General features: G+C 73.3%; 21 protein-coding genes. 14 read left to right on the forward strand and 7 right to left on the reverse strand.

Going from position 1 to position 20121, the window contains the following annotated elements; all coding sequences use genetic code 11:
* Window positions 1-76: 76 nt before the first annotated feature.
* The 9 genes from pdxH to ACIRRS_RS11385 all read left to right on the forward strand — a co-directional run bounded on the left by pdxH (window position 77) and on the right by ACIRRS_RS11385 (window position 12912).
* Window positions 77-709: a pyridoxamine 5'-phosphate oxidase gene (gene pdxH, locus ACIRRS_RS11345; protein WP_402968791.1), complete on the forward strand. Its 633-nt coding sequence runs from the start codon at window positions 77-79 to the stop codon at window positions 707-709.
* Window positions 710-839: 130 nt separating this feature from the next.
* Window positions 840-1028: an FxSxx-COOH cyclophane-containing RiPP peptide gene (gene fxsA, locus ACIRRS_RS11350; protein WP_402968171.1), complete on the forward strand. Its 189-nt coding sequence runs from the start codon at window positions 840-842 to the stop codon at window positions 1026-1028.
* Between the two features lie 204 nt (window positions 1029-1232).
* Complete coding sequence (locus ACIRRS_RS11355; protein WP_402968174.1) at window positions 1233-2684, forward strand: TIR-like protein FxsC; 1452 nt, start codon at window positions 1233-1235, stop codon at window positions 2682-2684.
* Window positions 2674-6684, forward strand: a complete 4011-nt coding sequence (gene fxsT, locus ACIRRS_RS11360) for an FxSxx-COOH system tetratricopeptide repeat protein (protein WP_402968177.1) — start codon at window positions 2674-2676, stop codon at window positions 6682-6684. The genes ACIRRS_RS11355 and fxsT overlap by 11 nt, the downstream gene beginning before the upstream one ends.
* A gap of 54 nt (window positions 6685-6738) precedes the next feature.
* The gene (locus tag ACIRRS_RS11365) at window positions 6739-7953 is read left to right on the forward strand and encodes an FxsB family cyclophane-forming radical SAM/SPASM peptide maturase (RefSeq protein WP_402968180.1); all 1215 of its coding nucleotides are present in this window, start codon (window positions 6739-6741) and stop codon (window positions 7951-7953) included.
* 169 nt (window positions 7954-8122) lie between these two features.
* Window positions 8123-9196 (forward strand): aKG-HExxH-type peptide beta-hydroxylase, encoded by a 1074-nt coding sequence (locus ACIRRS_RS11370; protein ID WP_402968183.1) that lies wholly within the window; start codon window positions 8123-8125, stop codon window positions 9194-9196.
* Between the two features lie 289 nt (window positions 9197-9485).
* On the forward strand, window positions 9486-9671 hold the full coding sequence (locus ACIRRS_RS11375) for a hypothetical protein (protein WP_396285389.1): 186 nt from the start codon (window positions 9486-9488) through the stop codon (window positions 9669-9671).
* A 53-nt stretch (window positions 9672-9724) separates the two neighbouring features.
* The gene (locus ACIRRS_RS11380) at window positions 9725-12127 is read left to right on the forward strand and encodes an FxsB family cyclophane-forming radical SAM/SPASM peptide maturase (protein WP_402968186.1); all 2403 of its coding nucleotides are present in this window, start codon (window positions 9725-9727) and stop codon (window positions 12125-12127) included.
* A 17-nt stretch (window positions 12128-12144) separates the two neighbouring features.
* Window positions 12145-12912 carry an aminoglycoside N(3)-acetyltransferase gene (locus ACIRRS_RS11385; RefSeq protein ID WP_402968189.1) on the forward strand — a complete coding sequence of 256 codons (768 nt, stop codon included), beginning with the start codon at window positions 12145-12147 and terminating at the stop codon, window positions 12910-12912.
* 13 nt (window positions 12913-12925) lie between these two features.
* Here ACIRRS_RS11385 and ACIRRS_RS11390 read toward each other — a convergent pair whose 3' ends face one another.
* The 3 genes from ACIRRS_RS11390 to ACIRRS_RS11400 are packed head-to-tail and all read right to left on the reverse strand — an operon-like array spanning window position 12926 to window position 15391.
* Window positions 12926-13588 carry a response regulator gene (locus ACIRRS_RS11390; protein WP_402968192.1) on the reverse strand — a complete coding sequence of 221 codons (663 nt, stop codon included), beginning with the start codon at window positions 13586-13588 and terminating at the stop codon, window positions 12926-12928.
* A complete protein-coding gene (locus ACIRRS_RS11395; RefSeq protein WP_402968195.1) occupies window positions 13585-14724 on the reverse strand; it encodes a sensor histidine kinase in 1140 nt (379 codons plus the stop codon). Before ACIRRS_RS11395 ends, ACIRRS_RS11390 begins: the two co-directional genes overlap by 4 nt.
* The gene (locus tag ACIRRS_RS11400; RefSeq protein ID WP_402968198.1) at window positions 14717-15391 is read right to left on the reverse strand and encodes a hypothetical protein; all 675 of its coding nucleotides are present in this window, start codon (window positions 15389-15391) and stop codon (window positions 14717-14719) included. The genes ACIRRS_RS11395 and ACIRRS_RS11400 overlap by 8 nt, the downstream gene beginning before the upstream one ends.
* 112 nt (window positions 15392-15503) lie before the next feature.
* Between ACIRRS_RS11400 and ACIRRS_RS11405 the strand changes: the two genes are divergently transcribed.
* Together ACIRRS_RS11405 and ACIRRS_RS11410 are read left to right on the forward strand one after the other, a co-directional pair.
* Window positions 15504-16016 carry a DUF2269 domain-containing protein gene (locus ACIRRS_RS11405; RefSeq protein WP_402968201.1) on the forward strand — a complete coding sequence of 171 codons (513 nt, stop codon included), beginning with the start codon at window positions 15504-15506 and terminating at the stop codon, window positions 16014-16016.
* 60 nt (window positions 16017-16076) lie between these two features.
* Window positions 16077-16361 (forward strand): hypothetical protein, encoded by a 285-nt coding sequence (locus tag ACIRRS_RS11410; protein ID WP_402968204.1) that lies wholly within the window; start codon window positions 16077-16079, stop codon window positions 16359-16361.
* A 147-nt stretch (window positions 16362-16508) separates the two neighbouring features.
* Here the strand turns inward: ACIRRS_RS11410 and ACIRRS_RS11415 are convergent, their stop codons facing one another.
* From ACIRRS_RS11415 to ACIRRS_RS11425, 3 genes are read right to left on the reverse strand one after another with little or no spacing between them, the layout of a single operon-like run.
* Window positions 16509-16703 (reverse strand): DUF397 domain-containing protein, encoded by a 195-nt coding sequence (locus tag ACIRRS_RS11415; RefSeq protein WP_402968206.1) that lies wholly within the window; start codon window positions 16701-16703, stop codon window positions 16509-16511.
* Window positions 16704-16749: 46 nt separating this feature from the next.
* Complete coding sequence (locus ACIRRS_RS11420) at window positions 16750-16944, reverse strand: DUF397 domain-containing protein (RefSeq protein ID WP_402968209.1); 195 nt, start codon at window positions 16942-16944, stop codon at window positions 16750-16752.
* Between the two features lie 2 nt (window positions 16945-16946).
* Window positions 16947-17816, reverse strand: a complete 870-nt coding sequence (locus ACIRRS_RS11425; RefSeq protein WP_402968212.1) for a helix-turn-helix domain-containing protein — start codon at window positions 17814-17816, stop codon at window positions 16947-16949.
* Window positions 17817-17971: 155 nt separating this feature from the next.
* Here ACIRRS_RS11425 and ACIRRS_RS11430 point away from each other — a divergent pair, with 155 nt between their 5' ends.
* The 3 genes from ACIRRS_RS11430 (at window position 17972) to ACIRRS_RS11440 (ending at window position 19705) form a co-directional block, all read left to right on the forward strand.
* Window positions 17972-18340: an ATP-binding protein gene (locus ACIRRS_RS11430; protein ID WP_402968215.1), complete on the forward strand. Its 369-nt coding sequence runs from the start codon at window positions 17972-17974 to the stop codon at window positions 18338-18340.
* A complete protein-coding gene (locus ACIRRS_RS11435; protein ID WP_402968218.1) occupies window positions 18337-18567 on the forward strand; it encodes a hypothetical protein in 231 nt (76 codons plus the stop codon). Before ACIRRS_RS11430 ends, ACIRRS_RS11435 begins: the two co-directional genes overlap by 4 nt.
* Before the next feature lie 112 nt (window positions 18568-18679).
* Window positions 18680-19705, forward strand: a complete 1026-nt coding sequence (locus ACIRRS_RS11440; RefSeq protein WP_402968221.1) for a glycoside hydrolase family 113 — start codon at window positions 18680-18682, stop codon at window positions 19703-19705.
* Here ACIRRS_RS11440 and ACIRRS_RS11445 read toward each other — a convergent pair.
* A complete protein-coding gene (locus tag ACIRRS_RS11445; RefSeq protein ID WP_402968224.1) occupies window positions 19695-19895 on the reverse strand; it encodes a DUF397 domain-containing protein in 201 nt (66 codons plus the stop codon). The two genes, ACIRRS_RS11440 and ACIRRS_RS11445, sit on opposite strands and share 11 nt — an antisense overlap.
* Window positions 19896-20121: the final 226 nt, after the last annotated feature.

The following is a 20121-nucleotide window of genomic DNA, read 5'->3' on the forward strand; positions in this document are numbered from 1 at the left end:
CGCCCAGTCGACGCCCCCGAGCCACGCCCCCCGGACCACGGCCGAGGAGGCCCGCCCCGGGCCGGACCTCACCGTGATGCGCAAGCACTACGCGTACGAGGGCCTGGTCGAGGAGCGGCTCGCGCCCGAGCCGATCGCCCAGTTCACCCACTGGTTCCACGAGGCGGCCGACGCCGGCGTCGAGGAGCCCAACGCGATGGTGCTCTCCACCGCCGACGCCGAGGGCCGGCCCAGCTCGCGCACCGTCCTGCTCAAGGGCTACGACGCGCGCGGCTTCGTGTTCTTCACCAACTACGGCTCCCGCAAGGGCTCCGAGCTCGCCGCCAACCCGCACGCGGCGCTGCTCTTCCCCTGGATCGCGCTCGGCCGCCAGGTCATCGTCCAGGGCCGCGTCGAGAAGGTCGGCCGCGACGAGACCGCCGCCTACTTCCGCACCCGCCCGCACGGCTCCCAGCTCGGCGCCTGGGCCAGCGAGCAGTCCAGCCCCGTCGGGAGCCGGGAGGAGCTGGAGCGGCGCTACGCCGACCTGGAGCGCCGCTACCCCGAGGGCGAGGGCGTGCCCGTCCCGCCGTTCTGGGGCGGGTACCGGGTCGTCCCGGCCAGCGTCGAGTTCTGGCAGGGGCGGGAGAACCGGCTCCACGACCGCCTCCGCTACGTCGCCGACCCGTCGGGGCCCACCGGCTGGCGGGTGGAGCGGCTCTGCCCGTAGGCTTCTGGCGCGGCGGTCACGATTGCTGACTGCCCGTCACCGTCCGGGTGTAGTATCCGCCTGCGGACCCCGGTCGTTGTGTTTTCACCGACCGGTGACCCGCGTGCTGACACGATCGAGTGAGGGACTGATGGGCGTCACCGGTGCCGATACCGTTGGACTCTGCTCCGACCTGGTCGACGTAGCCGCCCTGCCTCTCGACGATCTCGACGCCCTGCCCGATACCGTCCTCGGCGAGTTGCTGCGCCGGGTCGTCGCGGACGCCCTCACCCCGGGCGCCGAGCCGCTGGCCGCGTTCCAGTCGGCGCTCGACCTCTGACCCCCGCCCCCGGGCGGCTCGACGCGCCGGGGCGCGCTCCCGTGCGCCGTGGGCGCTCCGGCGCGCGGGCGCGCGCCTGACCCCCGGTTAAACCACCCGAGGCAGGAGAATTCGCCAACTTCCCTGTAGAACCGGTGGAGTTCACGACATGCTGGGTATGAAGCCAGCGCCGTCGCGGCACCGTCGGACTCGGGGGAACAGGTGATGGAGCGGGATCAACGGCAGGGCGCGGAACCGGCGGACCAGAGGGACCAACGGCCGTACTTCTTCTTCAGCTACGCGCGTCGGGACTACGAGGCGGAGGACGCCTTCGTCGACCAGTTCTTCAACGACCTGCGGGACGAACTCGGCCGCGCGCTGCGGGCCGCCCGGGCCGAGGAGCTCGCCTATCGGGACACCGAACGGCTGTTCGTCGGCGACGACTGGGCCCAGGAGTTGGCCCGGATGCTCGGGCGCTGTCGCACCATGGTCGCGCTCTACTCGCCCGCCTACTTCGCCAGTCTCTACTGCGGCAAGGAGTGGACGGCCTTCCGCGGCCGGGTGCGCCGCCACCACGAGCAGCACGGCGAGCCCGTGCCCGCGCTGATCCCCGTGCTGTGGGAGCCCGTCGCGCCCGCCGACCTGCACGAGGAGGTCAACAAGATCCAGTGGGCCCAGCCGGACATGGGGGAGGCCTACGCCCGCCACGGGCTGCGCGCCCTGCTGCGCACCGACCCGGGCGGCGAGGCGTACCGCACCGTCGTACGGGTCGTCGCCGGGCGGATCAAGGGAGCGGCCGAGCGGCGGCTCGGCGAACTCCCCGAGTTCGACCTCGGCGCCGTGCGCGGCTACTTCCCGCCGCCCACCGCGCCCACCGCGCCCGCCCTGGTGCCCTCCGACAGCCCCGGCATGGTGCGGCTGTTCATCGCCGCCGGGCGGGCCACCGAGGCCGCCCCGGAGAACGGCGCCCACCACGGCCCCCGGCCCTGGGACTGGGCGCCCTACCACCCGCCGACCCGCCCCTCGCTGGCCGCCCGCGCCCAGCAGGTGATCACCGCGGCCGGGCACACCACCACGCTGGAGGAGATCGGCGTCGGCCTCGGCGCCAAGCTCGACCAGGCCCGCGAGGACAGCCAGGTCAGCGTGCTGCTGGTCGACCCGTGGGTGGCCGCCGGCGAGCGCTACCGGGCCGCGCTGCGCGAGTACGACGACCAGAACCACCCCGTCACCGGCGTCCTGGTGCCCAGCGGCGACCACGACCCCGCCGACGGGCCGACACGCGAGGCGCTGTGGACCGGCGTGCGCGGCGTGTTCCGCCGCAACTGGCTGCGCCGCAGTGATCCGGAGCACCTCTTCCGGGTGAAGGTGAAGCGGGAGAGCTTCGACCGCGACCTCGACATCATGGTGACCGTCGCCCAGAACAAGCTCATGGACGACAACTTCGACTGGGAGGGCGGCGACCCCTTCGGATTCGACACCGGCGGCCCCGACATGCCCGGGCTGACCATCCCCTCCGGGCCCAGGCCGGGCCCGCCCGGCCCGCGCCCGTTCGCAGGACTCCTCCCGGACCCGGACCAGGGCCCGGCGTTCCCACCCCCACCCCCACTGCCGGGCCAGCGCCCGGGCCGACAGGACGACGGCGTCCCGCTGAACGGAGACCACGGCGATGACCACTGAGCCCGACGCACGGCCGGAGCGCGGCGGACCGGGATCGGTCGTCACGTTCTACTCGTTCAAGGGCGGGACGGGCCGCACCATGGCGCTCGCCAACGTCGGCTGGATCCTCGCCAGCCGCGGCCTGCGCGTCCTCGTCGTCGACTGGGACCTGGAAGCGCCCGGCCTCCACCGCTACTACCACCCGCTGCTCGTCGATCCCGAACTCCACTCCACGGACGGGCTGATCGACCTGCTGCGCTCCTACGTCAAGCAGGCACTGCCCTCCGCCTCCGGGCCGACCGGCCTCTCCCCGGCCGAGTGGCTGGACGAGCCCGGACGCCTCGACGGCTACGTCTGCGGGCTCGCCCTCGACCTGCCGCCCGGCGGCCGGCTCGACTTCCTGCCCGCCGGCCGGCAGAACGCCGCCTACGCCGCGGCCGTCACCAGCTTCAACTGGCGCAGCTTCTACCACGGCCGCGACATCCGGGGCGGGGAGTTCCTGCGCGAGCTGCGCGAACGCTGGGCCCGCAACTACGACTACGTGCTCATCGACAGCCGCACCGGGGTCAGCGACACCTCGGGCATCTGTACCGTCCTGATGCCCGACACCGTCGTCGACTGCTTCACCTTCAGCGCCCAGAACATCCGGGGCGGCGTCGCCGCGGCCCACACCATCGCGGAGGCCGACGAGCGCCCGATCCGGGTCATGCCCGTGCCGATGCGCGTCGAGGACGCCGAGCAGGAACGCCTGGAGGCCGGACGGGACTTCGCCCGCGAGGCCTTCGCGCCCTACCTCCAATGGCTCGGCGTCGAGCGCCGGGCCGGCTACTGGGCCGACGTCGAGGTGCCGTACAAGCCGTTCTACGCCTACGAGGAGGTGCCCGCCACCGTCGCCGACCGGCCGCAGGAGGCCCGCAGCCTGCTCAACGCCTTCGAGCGGCTGTCGGGGTGGATCACCGACGGGCGGGTGCGCAGCCTGCGCCCGCTCGGCGGGGAGACAAGGCGCAGGCTCTACGGGGCCTACCTGCGCTCGGCCCGGGCCGTTCCCCGGCAGGTGTACGTCAGCTACGCGCCCGAGAACCGGATGTGGGCCGAGTGGGCGGCCGCCACCCTCACCCGCTTCGGCTACCAGACCTCGCTGCACAACGCCGCCGACCCGTACGTCGGGCCCCGGCCGCCCGAGGTCACCGGGCCGGCCGGCGGGCAGGGGCGTCTGCTCGCGCTGCTCTCGCCCGAGTACACCGCGCTGCCCCGCGCCGCCGAGGTCTGGCAGTACCTGTACGGCGGCGAACTTCCCACCGGCGCACCGACGTTGGTCGCGCTGCGGCTCCAGGACTCGGACGACCCGGTGCCCCGGCCCTTCGCCGGTCACGCCGTACCGGACCTCAACCGCTCCGCCGCCGTGAACGCCGAGGCGCAGCTGTACCACGAGTTCGGCCAGGCCCCCGGGGCCAACCGGGGCTCGGACAACGACAGCGGGGAGTTCCTCGCCCCCGCCCGCTTCCCCGGCAACGCGCCGCAGGTGCTCGAAGTCCGGTCCCGCAACGCCTCGTTCATCGGGCGCGGGCGGGTGCTCGAACTGCTGCGGAACCGGTTCACCGGCGGCCCCGCCGCCGTCCGCAGCCAGGTCCTGTACGGCCTCGGCGGCGCCGGCAAGTCCGAGATCGCCGGCGAGTACGCGCACCGTTTCAGGGCCGCCTACGACGTGGTCTGGTGGGTGCCGGCCGAGGACCCGGCGAACATCCCCGCCGAACTCGCCAAGCTCGCCACGAGGTTGGGCGTGCCCGGCGGCGACGACGTCGCCCACACCGCCGCCGCCGTGCTCGACGCGCTGCGGCGCGGCCAGCCCTCCGCGCGCTGGCTGATCGTGTTCGACAACGCCAGCACGCCCGAGGAACTCGCCCCCTGGCTGCCCGCCGGGGCCAGCGGAGGGCACGTGCTGATCACCTCCCGCAACCAGGGCTGGTCCAAGCACGCCGGGCTCGTCGAGGTCGACGTCTTCATGCGCGAGGAGAGCGTGCGGCTGCTGCGCCGCTTCAACCACGGCCTCAGCGCCGAGGACGCCGAGCAGATCGCCTCCCGGCTCGGCGACCTGCCGCTGGCCGTCGGCCAGGCCGCCGTCTGGCTCCAGGAGACGCCGATGCGGATCGCCGACTACCTCGGCGAACTCGACCGGGCGCTCACCGAGATGCTGGAGCGCACCGCCCTGCACTCCGCCGACTACCCGCACTCCGCCGCCGCGACGCTGCGCATCTCCGTCGAGGAACTGCGCCGGATGAACGCCCCGGCCGCCCAGATCCTGGAGATCTGCGCCTTCCTCGGCCCCGACGCCATCCCCATGCGGCTGCTCTACAGCCGGGCCGTCGTACGCGCCCTGAAGCTGCCGCCCAGGGCCCCGCGCGACAAGCTCGCGATCGGCGAGTTCCTGCGCGCCATCAACCGGTTCGGGCTCGCCCGCGCCGACCAGGGCAGCGAGACGATCACCGTGCACCGGCTCGTCCAGGCCGTCCTGCGCGACCAGGTCGGCGAGGCGCGGGGGGCCGAGCTGCGCGAGGTCGTCCACGCCGCGCTGGCCGGCGCCAACCCGGGCGACCCGGACGTGCCGACCGACTGGGCCGACTACTCCGAACTCCTGCCCCACCTCTGGCCGTCCGGCGCCGTGGACAGCGCCGACGAGGACGTCCGTCAGTGGGTCATCGACTCCGTGCGCTACCAGTGGAAGCGCAGCCTCCACGAGGCCGGGCGGGAACTCGCCGAGCGCACCCTGCGCCACTGGCGCCAGGAGGGGTACGGCGGGCCGGGCTTCGACGTCGACAACGACGCCCAGACCCTGATGCTGCGCACCCAGCTCAGCAACATCCGCCGCTCCCAGGGCGCCCTGCAGGAGGCGTACGAGATGGACCGGGACATCCTGGAGCGCTTCACCGCGACCCTCGGCCCCGAGCACTCGCACACCCTCGCCGTCGCCAACAGCCTCGGCGCCGACCTGCGCTTCCTCGGCCGCTACGCCGAGGCCCGCGCCCTCGACCGGCGCACCCTCGACGCCGCCCGGCGCACCCTCGGGCCCGACCACCCGCGCACCCTGATGATCACCAACAACCTCGCCGTCTCCGACTACCTGGCCGGGGACCGGCAGGCCGCCCTGAAGCGCCACCGCAGCAACTACTTCCAGCAGCGCGACGCCCTCGGCGCGCAGAGCCTCTACGCCCTCTCCTCCGCCTCCAACTACGCCCGCGACCTGCGCGAGACCGGGAGGCTGCGCGAGGCGCTGGACCTGCTGGAGGAGACGGTGCGCATCTACCAGCAGACCATCGGCGACAACCACACCGACACCCTGCGCGCCCGCAAGAACCTCGCCGTCGCGCTGCGCCGCGACGGCCGGTACCACGAGGCGCTGGAGATCGACGAGGACATCTACCGGCGCTACCTGGACATCAACGGCCCGGAGCACCCGGACACCCTGGCCGCCGCCACCAACCTGGCCAGCGACTTCAACGCGCTCGGCGAGACCGAGCGGGCCATTCCGCTCGCCGAGCGGGCCCTCGCCCGCTACCGCGACTACCTCGGCGAGGACCACCCGGTGACGCTGGCCGGGGCCAACAACCTCTCCGTCTACCTGCGGCTGGCGGGCCGGGTCGAGGAGGCCCGGGACCTCTCCCGGCGCACGCTCACCCAGTTCCGCGCCGTGCTCGGGGCGCACCACCTGTACATCCCGATCGCGATGATGAACCACGCCAACGACCTGGCCCTCACCGGCGATCCGCGGGGCGCGCTGGCCCTGGAGCTGGAGGCGGCGCCGATGATGGAGGAGGCGCTCGGCCCGGACCACTACGACTCGATCGGCATCAAGTCCAACCTGTCGCTGTCGCTGGCCTCCCTCGGCGACGCCGCACGGGCGGCGGAGCTGCGCGGGGACTGCATCCGGCGGGCGAAGGCCACGCTGGGGGACGAGCACCCGACCACGAAGGCCGTCAAGGCCGGGGCGAGGCTCGACTCCGACGTCGAGCCCCCGCACGTGTGACGGGTGGTGACGGATGGTCGGCAGGGGCTGCCGGAGCCGGATAGGGTCGCGGCCATGGTGCCGTTCCGGCAGTTCCTGCTGAAGATCCACAGTCGGTGCAACCTGGCCTGCGACTACTGCTACGTCTACCAGGCGGCCGACCAGAGCTGGCGCGACCGGCCGCGCCGGATGGAACTGCCCACCGTGCGCCGCACCGCGCGCCGGATCGGCGAGCACGCGCGGCGGCACGGGCTCGACGAGGTCACCGTGGTGCTGCACGGCGGCGAGCCGTTGCTCGTCGGCGCCGCCCATCTGGACGCGCTGCTACGGGAGTTGGCGGTGGCCGGGCCCCGGGTGCGGTTCAGCCTGCAGACCAACGGGCTGCGGCTGCTGGACGATCCGGCGCTGCTCGACGTGCTGCACCGGCACCGGGTGGCCGTCGGCGTCTCGATGGACGGAACGCCCGCCGACCACGACCGGCACCGGCTGCTGCCCTCCGGCGGCGGCAGCTGGGCCCGGACGGCCGCGGCGGTGCGGCTGCTGGGCTCGGAGCGGCACCGGGAGCTGTTCGCCGGGCTGCTGTGCGTCGTGGACCTCGCCGCCGATCCGGTGGCCACGTACGAGGCGCTCGTCGACTTCCGCCCGCCCCGGCTGGACCTGCTGCTGCCGCACGCCACCTGGGAGGAGCCGCCGCCGGGGACGGGGCGCCGGGAGCCGCCGGGCGCGCCGCCCTGCGGGTGCGGGGACGGGCCGGCGCCGTACGGGGACTGGCTGATCGCGGCCTTCGACCGCTGGTACGACGCGCCCCGGCGGGAGACAGGGGTGCGGCTGTTCGAGGAGCTGTCGGTGCTGCTGCTCGGCGGCCGGGGGGCCAGCGAGGCGGTCGGGCTGGCGCCGGTGGACCTGGTGGTGGTGGAGACGGACGGGGCGATCGAGCAGGCGGACAGCCTGAAGGTCGCCTACGAAGGGGCGCCCGCTACGGGGCTGGACGTGTGGCGGCACGGCTTCGACGCGGCGGCCGCGCACCCGGCGTTCCGGGCGCGCCAGCACGGCCTGGCGGGCCTGGGGGAGGTCTGCGGCGGGTGCCCGCTGGTGCGGGTCTGCGGCGGGGGGCTGTACGCGCACCGGTACGCGGGGGCGGGGGGCTTCGGGCACCCGTCGGTGTACTGCGCGGACCTCGACCGGCTGATCCGGCACATCGCCGGGCGGCTGCGGGCGGGGGTCGCGGACCTGGTGGGCACGGGGGCGGCGGCTCCGCTCGATCTGATGGCCCGTCATCTCGCGGTGTAGGATCGAGGGTTGCCCGGGCGCACTCGAACGACGGCGCCGTGCCGGCGCCCCGCTCACCCGTTCGGGGTAGCGCCCGCCGCAGGATCGACGGCCGCGGGCCGCCGGGAGGCAGACTTCGGGCGAGGCGGCGGGCCGGCCGGTGCGGGCCGGACACGAGAGAGGACGACCGGTGACGGGTACGGGCGAGGCGGTGGCGGTGGCCGGGGTGCCGGGCGCGCGCGGGGCGGACGGACTGCCCCGGCACGGTGTGAGCCGGGAGGTGTTCCGGGCGATCGCGGGCGCGCGCGGCGGGCCGGGGGCCGTACGGCTGCTGCGGGCCGGGCAGTTGAGCAAGCGGGCGCTGCTGCTGCTGGCGCTGCGGCGGGAGGCGCCGGAGGACGAGGGCTACGCCGAGGCCTACGCCCGGGTGTGCGAGCTGCGGGGCGCCGACCGGGCGCGGTGGGAGGAGGTGCTGCTGAGGCCGGAGTTGGACGCCTGGGCGGCCGACCGCCTGCGCGCCCTGAAGGCCGGGGAGGACGTATCGCTGGGCGGGCTGGCCGAGTTCGCGGCGAGCCGGCCGGGGGAGGCGTTCGACCTGGAGTGCGACGGGCTGCGCTGGCGGCCCGTCCTCGACCACGCCGGGCCGCGCCTGGTCCACTACGGGCGGCCGACCGGGCCGCTGGACGAGGGCGAACTCGCCGAGTGGCACTCGGCGTTGGCCGAGGCCTGGAGCATCCTGGTGCGCCGGCACCCCTGGCACGCGCCCGCCGTGGCGGCCTGCGTCGGGGTGCTCGTGCCCCTGCGGCCCGCGCCCGGTGGGGAGGCGGTCAGTGCCGCCGCCCGGCGGGCGTACGGGGCCGTGGCGGCCTCGCTGCCGACGGAGCCCGTCCTGCTGGCGCTGGCGCTGGTGCACGAGTTCCTGCACGTCCAACTCGGCGCCCTGCTCGACCTGGTGCCGCTGCACCGGCCCAACGGGGACGCCGTCTACCACGCGCCCTGGCGGCCCGACCTGCGGCCGGTCGGGGCGCTGCTCCAGGGGACGTACGCGCACCTCGGGGTCGCGGACTTCTGGGCCGCGGAATCCGCCGCCGGGCAGAGCGAGCCGGACCGGGCGGCCCGCGAGTGCTCCCTCTGGCGGGGGCACACCTCGGCGGCCGGGCGGACCCTGCTGGAATCCGGCGAACTCACCGAGCAGGGCCGGGAATTCACCGAGGAGCTGCTGTGTTCCCTCGGGCGCCTGGGTGATTCGGCCGCGAACCGGTGATTGCCCGGGCGGCGGCCCGGGAACGGTTCGTCCGTCCGGGCGGGCCGTGGGGCGGAATCGAACCCCTGGCCCGGTCAACGGCCTTCGGCGCGCGTAACGGCGGAGTGCGCGACCGCTGAACGGGTGAATTCCGGGGCTTTTGCGCCCTGCCGTACCGTGTCGACCGGCCGAGCGGACGAACTTGGGGCGGCAAGGTGCCGCGCGGAGTCCTCGCGGGCACTACATTTGGTCGCAACCGGGTGGTCTACCCGCACTCGGCAGGTCCTAACCGCGCCTAAGGAAACGAACTATGACTCCGGTAACCAGCACCAGGCCGGCCGGCAACCTCACTGACACTCAGGAGACGCCGGAGCGCCCGTCCCTCGCCGACCTCGCCGCGCTCGGCGCGGAGGAGCTCGCCAACCGGCTGCAGCGCGCGCTGCCCGGGGCGGATTCGGGGCTCGTGCCCGTGGCGGCCTTCAACTCGTCGATCTGACCCGGCCCCCGAAGGAACCCGGGCCGAATCCAGACCGGATCACCACCAGGTCCATGCCGACGCGAATTCCGCTGCCACTGACGCAATTCGTGGTCAAGATGCACAGCCGCTGCGACCTCGCCTGCGACCACTGCTACGTGTACGAGCACGCCGACACCAGTTGGCGGGCCCGGCCGAAGGTCGTCGCCGACGGGATCCTGGCCAAGGCCGCCGAGCGCATCGGCGAGCACGCGGCCGCGCACCGGCTGTCCGCCGTCCGGGTCGTCCTGCACGGGGGAGAGCCCCTGCTCGCCGGCCCGGACCGGTTGCGCCGCGCCGCCGAGGAGCTGCGGGGGGCGCTCCCGGCCGGCTGCGCCCTCGACCTGCGCATCCACACCAACGGGGTACTGCTCGGCCGGGCGTTCTGCGAGCTGTTCGCGGAGCTCGGCGTCAAGGTCGGCGTCTCGCTGGACGGGGACCGCGCCGCCAACGACCGGCACCGGCGCTTCGCCGACGGGCGCACCAGCCATCCACAGGTCCTGCGGGCCGTCGCCCTGCTGCGCGAGCCCGAGTTCCGGCACCTCTACGCGGGGCTGCTGTGCACCGTCGACGTGGAGAACGACCCGGTGGCCGTCTACCGGGCGCTCGCCGAACTCCATCCCCCCGCCGTCGACTTCCTCCTCCCGCACGCCACCTGGGACGAGCCGCCGAAACGTCCCTCCGCGCAGGGCCCCACGCCGTACGCCGACTGGCTGCTCACCGTCCACAGGCTGTGGGAAACGGACGGGCGCCCCTTCTCCGTCCGCACCTTCGAATCCGTCCACCGGACGCTGCGCGGGCTCTCCAGCCTCACCGAGTCCCTCGGCCTCGAACCCTCCGACCTCGCCGTCGTCGAGACGGACGGCACCTTCGAGCAGGCCGACAGCCTCAAGACCGCGTACGACGGGGCGCCCGTCACCGGTATGGACGTCTTCCGGCACAGCATCGACGACCTCGCCCGGCACCCGGGCATCGCCGCCCGCCAGTCCGGCCTGGCCGGGCTCAGCGCGGCCTGCCGCGCCTGCCCCGTGGTGCGCTCCTGCGGCGGAGGGCTGTACGCCCACCGCTACCGGGGCGACGACGGGGCCGGCTTCGACCACCCCTCCGTCTACTGCGGGGACCTCATGACGCTCATCAACGGCATCGCGGAGGGCGGCGGTTCGCTGCCCGTGCCCGCCCGGGGCGGCGCGTCCGCGCGACCGCAGCCGCTCACCGCCGCGCACCTCGACGAGTTCGCGCGCGGCTACGGCGGCGCCGAGGCCGTCACGGCGCTCGGCGCGGCCCAACTCGCCCTCACCCGCGAGATGCTGGCCGCCGCCTGGGACTCCTCCGGGCGCGGGCGCGGCGACGCCTGGGCGCTGCTCGCCGCCCTGGACGTGGTGGCGCCCGCCGCCGTGGACACCGTCCTCGCCCACCCCTACGCCCGCACCTGGGCCGCCCGCCGCCTCGGCGGGGACCTCGCCACCGGCCTCGGCCCGCTCGCCGCCCTCGCGGCGGCGGCCGCCGTACGGGCCGGGCGGGGGGACTCGGTGACGGTGCCGGTGCGCGGCGGGTGGCTGCACCTGCCGACGCTCGGGAGGGTCGCGGTGCCCGACGGGGAGGCCGTGGTCACCGGGCTGGCCGACGGGTTCGAGGTGCGGGCCGCGGACGGGACGGTCCGGCGGGGCCTGGACGAGCCGCTGCGGCGCGTCCGGCTGGCCGGGGGGTGGACGCTCGCGCTGGAGGACGTCGACCCGCTGCGGGACAGCCACGACCACCCGGTGGCCGGACGGCTGTCGGACGGCGAACTGGCGGACTGGACGGGCGCGTTGCGCGAGGCCTGGGAGCTGCTCGGGCGGGACCTGCCCGCGTACGCGGCCGGGCTGCGGGCCGGGCTGGGCGCCGTCACGCCGCTGCGCTCCGGCCCCGCCGGGCGGGACGTCAGTTCGGCGGCGCGGCAGGCGTACGGGGCGGTGGCCGTCGCCCGGCCCGCGACGGCGCCGACGCTCGCGCTGCTGCTCGCCCACGAGTTCCAGCACGTGAAGCTGGGGGCCGTCCTCGACCTGTACGACCTGTACGAACGGGCGGACGACAGGCTGTACTTCGCGCCCTGGAGGCCCGACCCGCGCCCCCTGGAGGGGCTGTTCCAGGGCACGTACGCGCACCTGGCCGTCACCGAGTACTGGGGCACCCGGGCGCTCGCCTACGACGGGCTGGCGGGGGACGCGGCCGAACGTGCGCGCGCCCAGTTCGCGCTCTGGCGCCGCTGGACGGCCGAGGCGGTCGAACGACTCGCCGAGTCAAGGGCGTTGACGGCGCTCGGGGTTCGTTTCGCGGACGGGATGCGTGAGAGCCTGGTGCCCTGGCTCGCCGTGGCGCTGCCCGCGACGGCCGAGCAGGAGGCCGAGCGGGCGCGTGCGGAGCGGCTCGCGAGGCCTGAGGCGCCCGCGTTGTCCTGAGCCATGGAGGAGTCCCGTTGCTGACCGTCCCCGACCTCGTCTCCGGGCTCACCGGCCTCGGCGTCCGCCCCGGCGGCGTGCTGCACGTCCAGGCCTCGCTACGAGCGCTCGGACCGGTGGAGGGCGGGGCGGGCGGCGTCGTCGACGCCCTGCTCGAAGTCCTCGGCCCCGAGGGGACGTTGGTGGCCTACACCGCCACCCCCGAGAACTCCTCCACCTCCCGGATCTACCAGGCCGCCATCGCCGGGCTCACCCCGGAGGAGGCCGACCTCCACCGGGCGAACATGCCGCGCTTCGACCCGGCCACCACCCCGGCCTCGCCGACCATGGGCGCCCTCTCCGAGGCCATCCGCACCCGGCCCGGCGCCCTGCGCAGCGGCCACCCGCAGACCTCCTGGGCGGCGCTCGGCCGGCACGCCCGGGAGATCACCGCCGCGCACCCGCTCACCTCCCACCTCGGGCCCGACTCGCCGCTCGGGCGGCTCTACGACCTCGACGCGCGGGTGCTGATGCTGGGCGTGGAGATGGACCACTTCACCGCCTTCCACCTCGCCGACCTGCGCCAGGGCGGGGTCGAGCTGCGGGAGTACCGGTGCGTGGGAGCGCAGGGGTGGGTGGCCTTCAAGGCGCCCGACCTCGACGACCTGCACTTCGGGGCGCTCGGCGAGCGGCTGTTCCGCACCGAGCCCGCGCTGGCCGCGACCGCGCCGCTGGGCGGGACGACGGCGCGGCTGGTCCCCGTCCGCCCGGCGGTGGACCTGGCCTCGCAGCTGCTGGCTGCATGAGCCGCCTCGTGGGTCAGTTGAGCCAGCCCGGGCGGACCAGGCCCGACTCGTAGGCCAGGACGACCAGTTGGGCCCGGTCGCGGACGCCCAGCTTCACCATGGCGCGGCTCACGTGCGTCTTCGCGGTGAGCGGGCTGACGACGAGGCGGCGGGCGATGTCCTCGTTGGACAGGCCCAGCCCGACCAGGGCCAGCACCTCGCGCTCGCGGTCGGTCAGCGCCTCCAGGCTCACGGCGGCGGGCTCCTTCGAGCGGGCGGCGAACTCGCCGATCAGGCGGCGGGTCACGCCCGGGGAGAGCAGCGCGTCGCCCGCCGCCGCGACCCGGACGGCGCGCAGCAGTTCGGCGGGCTCCGCGTCCTTGACCAGGAAGCCGACGGCGCCGGAGCGCAGCGCCTCGAAGACGTACTCGTCCAGCTCGAAGGTGGTCAGGACGACCACCCGGACGTCGTTCAGCGCCGGGTCGGCGGCGATCCGGCGGGTGGCCTCCAGGCCGTCCAGGCGGGGCATCCGGATGTCCATCAGCACGACGTCCGGCCGCAGTCGGGCGATCAGGCGTAGGGCCGGCTCGCCGTCCTCGGCCTCGGCGACCACCTCGATGTCGGGCTGGGCGTCGAGCAGGGCGCGGAAGCCCGCCCGGACCAGGGCCTGGTCGTCGGCCAGCAGGACCGTGATCATTCGTCACCTCGTGTCGGCAGGTGGGCGCGGACGCGGAAGCCCGTCCCGTGCGGGCCCGCCTCCAGGGTGCCCCCGAAGGCGGCGGCGCGCTCGCGCATGCCGATCAGCCCGGCCCCCGAACCGCCTACCTCGGAGCTGCCGGCGGGGCCCGGGTCCTCGACCCGGACAGTGAGGGCCTCGCCCTCCCGGGCGAGGGCGACGGTGGCCGTCCGGGCGGCGGAGTGGCGGATCACGTTGGTCAGCGCCTCCTGGACGATCCGGAAGGCGGCCCGCTGGACGGCGGCCGGGGCCTCCTGCGGCGCGCCTTCCGGGAGGAGGGTGACGGCCAGGCCCGCCCGTCCGGCCTGCTCGACCAGCTCGTCCAGCCGGTCCAGGCCCGGGGCGGGCGTGCGCGGGGCGGCGGTGGCCTCCGGCCCGCGCAGGGTGCCCAGGACCTGGCGGACCTCGCCCAGCGCCTCCTTGCTGGCGGCCTTGATCGTCGCCAGGGCCGTCCGCGCCTGCTCCGGGCGGGAGTCGACGAGCTCCAGCGCCACCCCCGCCTGGACGTGGATCAGCGAGAGGCTGTGCGCCAGGATGTCGTGCAGCTCGCGGGCCATCCGCAGCCGCTCCTCGTCGGCGCGCCGGCGCCGCGCCTCCTCGGCGGCGGCCCTCGTGGCGGCGACGCGCTCGCGGCTGACGCGGGCCAGCTCGGCGCCCGTCGCGATCAGGAGCAGGATGCCCGCGATGCCCAACTCCTGCCAGCCGTTCGGGCGTTGGACGCCGTTCGGGAGAGTGTTCGGGAGGGCGTACGGGAGGAGGAGCTGGGCGAGGTAGAAGGCACCGCCGCAGGCCCAGGCGGTGCGGCGGCGGCCGTGCTGGACGGCGGTGAAGAAGGCGACGGCCAGGGAGGCGAAGGCCGGGCCGTACGGGTAGCCGGCCGCGAGGTAGCCGACGGTGACGGCCGTGGCGCCCGCCATGACGGCCGCCGGGTGCCGGTGGCGGAACAGGAGCAGGGCGGGGCCGAGGAGGAGCAGCGCGTAGCCGAGGGCGTCCAGGTGGACGCGGTCGGGCTGGCGCTGACCCGCCGCGACCGTACCGACCACCTGGACGGCGGCGACGGCCAGGGAGGAGAGGACCGGCCGGCGTGGATCACTCATGCCGGAAGGGTAGGGCGTCCCGGCGCCACAGGGTGATGCCCACGGCGGCGAACCAGACGAAGCCGAGGTAGCGGCCCACGGGGATGAGGAGGGTGGCGGGCTCGGCGACCAGAGAGAGCAGGGACAGCAGGCTCGCGACGGCCAGGACCAGCCCCGACCAGGCCACCCAGGAGGGCAGGGCGCGGCTCTCGCGCGCGGTGCGGGAGACCTGCCACAGGACCAGGCCCAGGGTGCCGACGGCGGGGGCGGCGCCGGTGATGAAGGTGAGGTCCAGGAGCGTGCGGGCGAGGGGGAGGTCGGCGGTCCGGTTGACCATGGACAGGACCCAGCCCGTGCTCGCGGACAGGGCGAGGAGGACGGCGGAGGCCGTCCCGGCCACCCGGACGAGGCCCGCGCGCCGGCCGCCCGCGAAGTCGGCGAGGCGGGGGACGAAGGCCAGCAGGGCGATGGCGGAGAGGAGTTGGAGGAGGGAGGAGAGCTGGAGGGAGCGGTGCAGGGCCTCGGGGTCGGCGGAGAGGAAGCGGCGGGCCGTGTCCTCGTCCGAGTACGGGGTGGCGAGCGGCGCCCCGGAGGGGGCGGTGGCGGCGCCGGCGGCGAGGCTCGCGACGAAGAGGACGGGGTACAGGACGCCGCCGAGCGCTCCGGTGGGGCGGGGGGTGGATGACATGGGCCCCAGTCCACCGTGGCGGGGCGGGGGAGGTCGTCCTCCGGCGGGAGGCTCCGTGCGTACTCCTCCCGTGGGACGACGGGGTGCCGGTGCGGCGGCGAGCATCGGCGGCATGACCGCTCCCGCCTTCCGGCTCTCGCCCGCTGCCCGCAAGTACGCGGTGATCGCGCACATCGTCAGCTCGGTGGGCTGGCTGGGCCTGATGCTCTGTCTGCTCACACTCGGCGCGACCGGCCTGCTCACGGACAGCGCGGACACCCTCCGCAGCGCCTACCGGGCGATGCCGCTGCTCGGTGACGTGCTGGTGCTGCCGCTGAGCCTGCTCGCCCTGCTCACCGGGCTGGTGCTTTCGCTGGGCACGCCGTGGGGGTTGTTCAGGTACCGGTGGGTGGCGGTGAAGTTCTGGCTCACCCTGGCCGCCGCCACGGCCTCGATCTTCGCCCTGACGACCCGGTTGCACGAGGCGGCCCGTCTCGCGGCCCGGCACCCCACCGGGACCATCGCGGACATGGACCTCGGGTTCACCCGCTACAACGTGGTGATCATCCCGAGCATCGCCCTGACGGTCTACGTCACCTGCGTCGTCCTGTCGGTGCTGAAGCCCTCCGGTCGGCGCCTCCGCTGACGGCCGACCAGTACAGCGGCGGATACTGCCAGTAGTGCCGGGATTCAACGGGAGACTGCAGTGAACACCACCGCCATGTACATCCTGGTCCCTGGGTTGCTGGGAGTGGCCTTCGTGGTCCTGGTCGTCCGGATCAACAACCGTCGGCGGCACGGCCGTCAGCTGCACCTCGTTCCACGGTCCGTCGTCGGAAGGGTCGCAGGTGCGGCGGTTGCGGCGGGCATCGTCGGCCTGGGCATCGCGCAGGGCAACGCGGGTGGTTCCGTCGTCCCGGCACTCGCCCTGGGCGGTCTCGCCGGTGCCGCCGTGGACGTTTTCCATCAGCGCCGGAACAGCACGCGCTGAGGCCGGCGGGTCCGACCGCTTGAGGGGGCTCTCGTTCCCCGTCGCCGCTTCGGCCTCGCCGAAGCGGCGACGGTTCTCTGTGCGGGCCCTCACGGAGTCCGGGGTGGTGCCCCGGCGGTTGCCGCCGGGGCACGGGGAGGGGCGTGCTCAGGTCGTGAGGTGGTCGAGGTCGCCGGCCTTGGCGGCGTTGATCCAGGCGTTGAGCTTGGCGCGGGTGGTGGTGACGATGAGGGTGGGGTCGTCGGACTCGCGGATGTAGACCAGCTCGTCGGCAGAGGCGATTTCGACGCAGTTGGCCTGGTCGTTGCTGTAGCTGGACTTCTGCCAGTTGAGCTGGTGCATGACTACCGTCCCTGATGACCTGTGTCCTGTGTCGGAGCGAGCGACCTTAGGTGGTGAGGTGGTCGTACGCGCCGGTCTTGGCGGCGTTGATCCAGGCGTTGAGCTTGGCGCGGGTGGTGGTGACGATGAGGGTGGGGTCGTCGGACTCGCGGATGTAGACCAGCTCGTCGGCAGAAGCGATCTCGACGCAGTTGGCCTGGTCGCTACTGAAGCTGGACTTCTGCCAGTTGAGCTGGTGCATGGCTATCTTCCTTGGACCTTGTAGCGAATGTGCTGGAGCACGCCCAGCGAATCACGTTGGACTGGCGATGACTCGGATGTTGCCGCTGACAGAGGAGGTAGCGCCAAGCCCCTGAGCCGGTCGAACTTCCGGTCAAATGTTGTCACGACCTCGGAGTCGCCAATGAAGTCGGACCCATGCGGGTGTTCGAGGAGAACTGTGTCAAGGCGGGTGTGCGCTCCACGGATGAGGAGGAACGGCGTGTCATTCGAAGCGTACGTGGTGCAGTCGAACGGGAGGATCTGAATCGTCACGTTCGGCAGCCTGCTCATCTCGATCAGGTGATTCAGCTGGTCACGAATGACGGTTGGACCTCCGTACATCATGTGCAGGGCGGCCTCATGGATCACAGCCCTGTACGGAGGCGCGTTGTTGCCCATGAGGATTTTGTGGCGCTCGTAGCGGAACTCGACCTTCTTCTCATTGAATCCCTGGATGACCTCGCTATATGCCTTGGTCTGCAGGAGCCCTGGGATCAGCAGGGATTCGTAGTTGTCGAGGGCGGTTGCGTGCGCCTCCGCTTCGGCCAGGTCGAGAGCGCTGCGGGTGGTGTCGTGCCTGAACTCGGTCCACCACCCCTTGCCGTTGCTCTCGCTCATGGACGTGAGGCCGGCCCGGTACTTGAGGTCCGTCACGTTGCAGAGGTCGAGCCAGGTCTCCAATCGCTCAAGTGTGAGACCGATCCTTCCGGCCTCGATGTGGCTGATGTTCGGGCCCTTCACTCCAAGAGCCTCTCCGACCTCGGACGCTGAAAGGCCAGCACCATCCCGAACACGACGAAGTTCCTCGCCGAGGCGGCGCTGTCGCTCGTTGATCCCGTTCCTGAAGCCCATGAGGCATGCCCTCTCCACAGACGGTCACCTACGGAAAGTATAGGTGCATGTGCGGAGCGTGTTGCAGACTTCCAGTGGATTCGCTTAAAGTCTTAATACGCCGCGCGCCGTGGGCAGTTCCGGTGCGCTTCCACTACACCGCTGGGAGCTTCCCCATGTGTGACCCCAACCTCAACTCCCCCTCCCTCACCATCTCCCGCGAGGCGTTGCGCGACGCGATGTCGCGCGCCGGGTACGGCCTCACCTCCATCGGGGATGCCGAACTCGCCCTCTGCGAACTGGTGGTGAACGCCTGGAGGCACGGCCTCACCTCCTCGCCCGTCGTCGTGGTCGTCTTCGTCGACAACACCCTCCGCGTCACCGTCGCCGACCGCAGCTCCGTGCTCCCCGAACAGGCCCGGCCCGACTCCTTCTCCGAGTCGGGCCGGGGTCTCCAGCTCGTCGCTGGGCTCACCCACCGCTGGGGTGCGGAACCTCAAAAGCTGGGCAAGCGCGTGTGGTTCGAGCTGGACGGTGCCGCGTGAACGCCCATCGCCCCATCCGGCCCGGCGATCCGGCCTTCGAACGCCTCAGCCGTGCGGAGATCTTCCAGCTGATCGTGGAACTCCGATCCGCCAGCCGGGAGTTCGGCCTCCTCTGGCCGTCCGCCAAGCCCGGCGAGCGGACCCTCAACGGCCGGGTGCTCGTCAACCTCGGCAACGTTCCGGTCAGCACCGTGGTCAACCTCCTCGCAGTCCTCCGGGAGTTCTGACCACCTCGCGCGCAGGAAGTCGGACCCGCCGACTTCCTGCGCGAGACCCTCGAAGCGGCGGTTTCGCCAGTTCGCCGCCTTGGAACCGGATCGTGCGCCTACGCTCCGAACCATGCTGAAGAAGGGGACCGTCGTCGCGGCAGCGCTGGTTTTCGGGTTGGTGGGCTGCTCCTCAATCGGGAGCGCCGAGGGGGAGACGGCGACGACGGCTGAGCTGCGGGGCGTGACGCTTCCCGCCTGGAACGCGCGGGACTACGACAGCCCGCAGGCCGCCTCGTACCTCCAGCAGATCGCCGCCACGGGCGCGCGCTGGGTGGTGTTCACGCCCACCTGGTACCAGGACGCCGTCACGGACTCCTCCATGCGCCCCACCAACGAGAGCGCCACCGACGACAGCCTCCGCCACATCGTCCAGCAGGCCCACGCCGCCGGGCTCAAGGTGATGCTCAAGCCCCACGTCGACCTCGCGAAGGGCGGCGACCGCGCCGGGATCAGGCCCGCCGACCCGGCCGCCTGGTTCGCGGCGTACGAGCGCTTCATCACCCACTACGCCCGACTCGCCGCCGACACCGGCGTCGAGCAGCTCTCGGTGGGCACCGAACTCGCGGGCACCTCGCAGGACGGCAGCCACTGGGGCGCGGTGATCGCCGCCGTCCGCACCGCCTACAAGGGCCCGCTCACCTACGCCGCGAACTACGACGAGTACCGCAAGGTCCCCTTCTGGAAGGACCTCGACCTCATCGGCGTCGACGCCTACTTCCCGCTCTCCGAGCAGCCGACCACCGACCGGGCCCGCCTGCGCGAGGCATGGCAGCCGATCACCGACCAACTGGCCGCCTTCTCCGATGCCCAGCAGCGGAAGGTCCTGTTCGCCGAGGCCGGCTACGTCAGCCAGCGCGGCTCCACCACCGCCCCGTACTCCTGGACGGTCAGCACCACCGAGGACGCCGCCGAACAGGCCGCCGCCTACGACGCGTTGCTGACCGCCCTCGACGGGAAGCCCTGGTGGGCCGGTGTCTGCTGGTGGATGTGGGACGACTGGCCCGACACCGGCGAGACGCCGGGGAACCTCGCGTACACGCCCCATGGCAAGCCCGCCGAGGAGGTCCTCAAGCAGCGCTGGGGCGTCACGCGATGAAGTGGTCGAACTCCCCGGCCTTGGCGCCCTTGATCCAGGCGTCGAACTTCCGCCGGGTGGTGGTGACGATGTGGTTCGGGTCGTCGGACTGCCGGATGTAGACGTTGTTCTCGTCCGAGGCGATCTCCAGGTACAGCTCCTGCCCCTCGCTGAGGGCCGGGCGCTGCCATTCGAGTTCGTCGGGGTTCATGGAAGGTCCTCCGGATCGGGTGTCGGGGTTCCATGATGGTCGATGACCCGGGCCGGTTGTGACGCGGTTGTCGACAGGGGGGAGGAGTGCATCCGAACCAGCGGGGCAGGTACGGGGGGCGACGGGCGAGAACGACGGGCCGTGACCAGCAGGTCGTTTCGGTCATGTCAATTCGTACGAGGCGATGTGCTATTCCATTGGGGTATCAGTCGTTCCTACACTGGAG

The sequence above is a fragment of the Kitasatospora sp. NPDC101183 genome, from assembly GCF_044767945.1.
Classification (GTDB): Bacteria; Actinomycetota; Actinomycetes; order Streptomycetales; family Streptomycetaceae; genus Kitasatospora.